Source organism: Silvanigrella sp., from assembly GCF_044369315.1.
Taxonomy (GTDB): domain Bacteria; phylum Bdellovibrionota_B; class Oligoflexia; order Silvanigrellales; family Silvanigrellaceae; genus Silvanigrella.
This window is the reverse complement of the sequence record NZ_JBIPMD010000241.1, coordinates 1-4,728: the sequence shown is the minus strand read 5'-3', so window position 1 is coordinate 4,728 and position 4,728 is coordinate 1. Positions and strand designations below refer to the sequence as shown.

Here is a 4,728-nt window from a genome sequence, read left to right as displayed (position 1 = left end):
GGGAGAGGTCTCATTTTAGGTGACTCCAGAACTTTTGGAAAAGGTACTGTGCAAACGGTATTTGAAGTTCCTGGCACAGGAGGGCGTCCAACCGATGGTGCTATCCACGTAACCATTGCGAAATTTTTTAGACCAAGTGGCAAAAGTAACCAAGCAAAAGGCGTTTTATCGGATATTATTATTCCTGATATCATTGATGCCACTGACATTGGCGAAAAAGAAAATGACTATGCACTTCCTTATACCACAATTAAAGCATCACGTGATTTTAAACCTGAGCGTGATTTAAAAGATGAAATAGCTAAATTGCAGCAAATGAGTTCAGAAAGAGTAGATAAATCTGCTGAATTTAAAAAAATTGTAGACGCCATTAACAAAGCCCGTAAAGATAAAAATACTTTAGTTTCCTTAAAAGAAACTAAAGATTCAAAAGATAAAGAGAAAAATGTCGCTCAAAATAATTTAAAAACAAAAGAGAAAAAAATACTTAATAATAAGGATACAGCTCCTAAAGAAAAAGAAAATATTGAGAAATTAAAAACTTCTAATGATGAGCTAAACTTTTTATCTGAAGATGAAGATACTCCCGAATTTTCTACTAAAGTAGTTAGAAAAAATGATATTCAATTAAAAGAGGCTGCAAATATTTTGTTAGACGAAATTCGTTTAACAAGTAACTTTAAAAAAGACTAAAAAATAATAATTATTTATTATACAACTGAATATAATTATTATTTTATATATTTTAAAAGAGATTTAATATGACACAAAAAATATACGATATAACCGTTTTAGGTGGTGGACCAACAGGTATTTTTACCGCTTTTTATGCAGGTATGAGAAATGCAAGTTGTAAAATAATAGATTCCATGCCAGCTTTAGGTGGACGTCTTACTGCTGTTTACCCTGAAAAATATATTTATGATGTTGCAGGTTTTCCAAAGATATTAGCACGTGATCTTGTTGATAATTTAATTGAACAGATAAAACCGTATCAAACCGAAATTTGTTTAAATGAAACATCAGAAAGTCTTTCAAAAAATCAAGATGGCATATGGGAACTCCAAACAAACAAAGGAATTCATTTCACAAAAACAATTATAATTGCTGCAGGTGTGGGCTCTTATAGTCCCAAAAAACATCAAGCTCCTGGTGCAGATAAATTTGAAGGAAATGGAATTTCTTATGCTGTAATTGAAAAATCCATTTATAAAAATAAAAATGTAATCATTGCTGGTGGAGGTGATTCTGCTTTAGATTGGGCAAATGAGCTTATTACAATAGCAAAATCTGTTACATTAGTTCATCGCTCTGATAAATTTAGAGCACACGACGATTCTGTTAATAAGTTGCAAAAAACGAATGCACGAGTTATTTTAAATTCTGAAATTGCAGGATTTTATGGAGATAGTCAATTAAAAGAAGTTTTAGTTAAAGGCATTGAAGATCATAGAGAAGAAATTATTCCTATTGATGATGCTTTAATTATGTTTGGTTTTAATAGTTCTTTAGGAAAAATAAAAGAATGGGGACTTAATTTGTCTGGCAATGGCATTTGTGTAAATGAAAAAATGGAAACAAATTTACCCGGTATTTTTGCTGCTGGAGATATTGCAAAATATTCTGCTAAATTAGATCTCATTGTAACTGGTTTTTCAGAGGCCGCAATTGCAGTTGCCTTTGCTAAAGTATTTATGAACCCGAAAGAAAAAGCTCAACCCTTGCATTCAACAACAATAATGGAAATAAAAGAAAAGAAAGAAAAAAGACTAAATTCATTATGAAAGGATTTTAAAATGAATCGTAAGTTTCTCTTTGTTAGTGCTATAATGACAACAGCATTTTTAATTTCATCTTGTGAAACATCTAAGGGAGATTCTCTAAAACAAGATGTTACTTTATTGCCTAAAAGCGGCTCAAAAGCGGCGGCAATGCTTTCTGTAGTAGAGCTTTCTAATGGCGGCATTCAAATTACGGGTAAAGTAACTGGATTAGAACCAAATAGCGTTCATGGTTTTCATATCCATGAAAAAGGAGATTGTTCCGATCCTGCTGCCATGAATGCAGGTGGACATTTTAATCCTGATAAAGAACACGTTCATGGCTCTTCTATTGCAGCAGGAAAATATGAACATCAGCATGCAGGAGATCTTGGAAATATCAAAGCAAATCCATCAGGTGTTGTTATGATTGATATCACAGTGAATTCTCCATTGACTCTAAATAAAGAGAGCAAATATACAATTTCTGGTAAGGCCTTTGTTATTCATGCAGATCCTGATGATGAAAAAACAGGTCCAGCAGGCAACGCAGGAAAAAGAATTTTATGTGGTGTGATCAAATAAAGCATAGGATTGCTAATGCTTGAACCTAAAAATAATTCAGAGCATTTTTGTTTCTTAGATAAAGTATCTATTCAAAAAAATATCTATCGAGAATGGCTTATCGGAAATGGTTTAGGGAGTTATGCGTCGGGAACCATTTCTGGAATTTTAAATAAAAGATATCATGGTTTATTTATTTATTCAGATAAACCACCACTCAGTAGAAAATTATATGTTTCTAAAATTGAAGAAACAGTTGAAATAGATAATCAAATATTTTTATTAAGCGCAAATAAATGGGCGAATGACGATAATTTATTTCCGAAAGGATTTTTTCATTTAGATTGTTTTTATTTAGATGAAAATATTCCAGTTTGGATTTATAATTGCAATGAAACTTATATTGAAAAAAGAATTATAACCCCATTTGAGAAAAATATTGTTTATATCACTTATAAATTATTATCTACAAATAGCGATAAAGAAATAAAATTAAAATGTGATGTGTTTGTAGATAATAGAAATTTTCATCATCTCTCAAGTTTAAATCCTATTGATATTAAATCTATTGAAAATGATAAATCTATTTATTTTTTAAATCATCAAAATGATTTTTTATTTGAAATCAATTCAAATTTTTCCTCTTACAAAATAGAAAATATTTTATATTCAAATTATGACCTTCAAGAAGAATCAAATAGAGGTTTTGACCATATTGAACAACATGTTTTAGGATCTTCATTTTACACGAATTTAAAATTAAATGAAATTTCTGAAATAAAAATAAGTACAAATAAATATCTTGAAAATAAGGATTTTAATTCCGAAAATAGTATTTTAGAAATAAAGAAACAAAACCAGATTCTTTTACAAAATTGGAAAAAAAATACAAAATATACTCCAAAATGGATCGAACAACTCATTTATTCCGTAAATATTTTTATTGTAAATCGATCAAACCAAATAGATAAAAAAGCAAAAAGTATTCTTGCTGGGTATCATTGGTTTGGCGATTGGGGTAGGGATACAATGATTAGTCTCCCTGGTTTATGTTGTGCTACAGAGCAATTTGATATTGCGAAATCCATTCTTGAAAATTATTCGCATTATATTAGTGAAGGAATGCTGCCAAATCGTTTCCCCGATGATTCCGAAACACCTGATTACAATACGGTTGATGCTACGATGTGGTACTTTGAAGCAATTTCATCTTATTTTAATTCAACTCAGGATCTTCCTTTTTTAAAAGAAATTTATTCAAAATTAGAAAATATTATAGAACATCATTTAAATGGGACTCGATTCCATATTAAATGTGATCCCAATGATGGACTTTTATTTGCAGGACAAGAAGGTTGTCAACTTACTTGGATGGATGCTAAAATTGGAAATTATGTTGTAACTCCTCGAATAGGAAAAACAATTGAAGTAAATGCATTGTGGTACAATGCTATTAAAAATATGGAAAAATTTGCAACTATTTTAAATCAAGATAACAAAAAATATTCTCAATTAAGCAATTTAATTGAACAAGGATTTGAACGTTTTTGGAATGAAAATTTAGGATATTGTTACGATGTAATAGATGGCCCCAATGGGAATGATGAATCTTTACGGCCAAATCAAATTATAGCTGTTTCTTTAAATTATTCTCCTTTAAACCAATATCAAAAAAGAAATATTATTGATATATGTGGAAAAAATCTTGTTTCTTTTTTTGGAGTAAAAAGTCTTTCCAAAAATTCACATGATTATAAAAATAAATATTTCGGAACTCCTTTTGAAAGAGATTGTGCTTATCATCAAGGAACAATTTGGAGTTGGTTACTTGGAAATTATGCTATTGCCTATTATAATGTTACTTTAAATGCTTCTGTTGCGATTGGTTTTTTAGAGCCTTTGGAAAAACATATCAATGAAGCGGGAATTGGTTTTATCAGTGAAATTTTTGATGCCGAAAGTCCTTACCACCCAAGAGGATGTATTGCGCAAGCTTGGGGCGTTGCAGAAACATTGCGTGCGTGGAAATTTTTGTCTCATAAAATTTAATGCATGAAATGGATTATTTTGGGAAAGAAGGATCTACCATAAGGCCTTGTAATCCATTCCGCCCCTCATTCATCTAAAAAATGACTTGTCTTTAAAACGAAAATTATAAAAAGGTTTATACTAGAAAAGAAGAATTCTAAACTCATATAATTTAGAGGTCTTAAAATGCAAATTGAAAATATAAACATACCCCCGTTGAGTGAAAATATTATTGCTTGCCTTTCTGCAACGTGTCCTCCCAATAAGTGATTTTTACAAAGCATAAATCCAGAATTAAATCTCCTTTTGAGGAGGAGATTTAAATGGAGATGGAAAATAGACTTTTAAAATTGTCAGAGCAAGTTGCTTTTGAAAG

At 30.4% G+C, this 4,728-nt stretch carries 4 protein-coding genes; all 4 read left to right on the top strand.

The genetic code is table 11. The annotated features are described in order from the left end of the window. Positions 1-693 (top strand): carboxy terminal-processing peptidase (locus ACIQ56_RS14540; protein ID WP_397601767.1); only part of this gene is annotated, 693 nt, incomplete at its 5' end. Between the two features lie 68 nt (positions 694-761). Continuing rightward, entirely contained in the window at positions 762-1,784 is a 1,023-nt protein-coding gene (locus ACIQ56_RS14535; RefSeq protein WP_397601766.1) for an NAD(P)/FAD-dependent oxidoreductase, read from the top strand. Between the two features lie 12 nt (positions 1,785-1,796). Continuing rightward, a complete protein-coding gene (locus ACIQ56_RS14530; protein ID WP_397601765.1) occupies positions 1,797-2,345 on the top strand; it encodes a superoxide dismutase family protein in 549 nt (182 codons plus the stop codon). 15 nt (positions 2,346-2,360) lie between these two features. After that, the gene (locus ACIQ56_RS14525) at positions 2,361-4,373 is read left to right on the top strand and encodes an amylo-alpha-1,6-glucosidase (protein WP_397601764.1); all 2,013 of its coding nucleotides are present in this window, start codon (positions 2,361-2,363) and stop codon (positions 4,371-4,373) included. Positions 4,374-4,728: the final 355 nt, after the last annotated feature.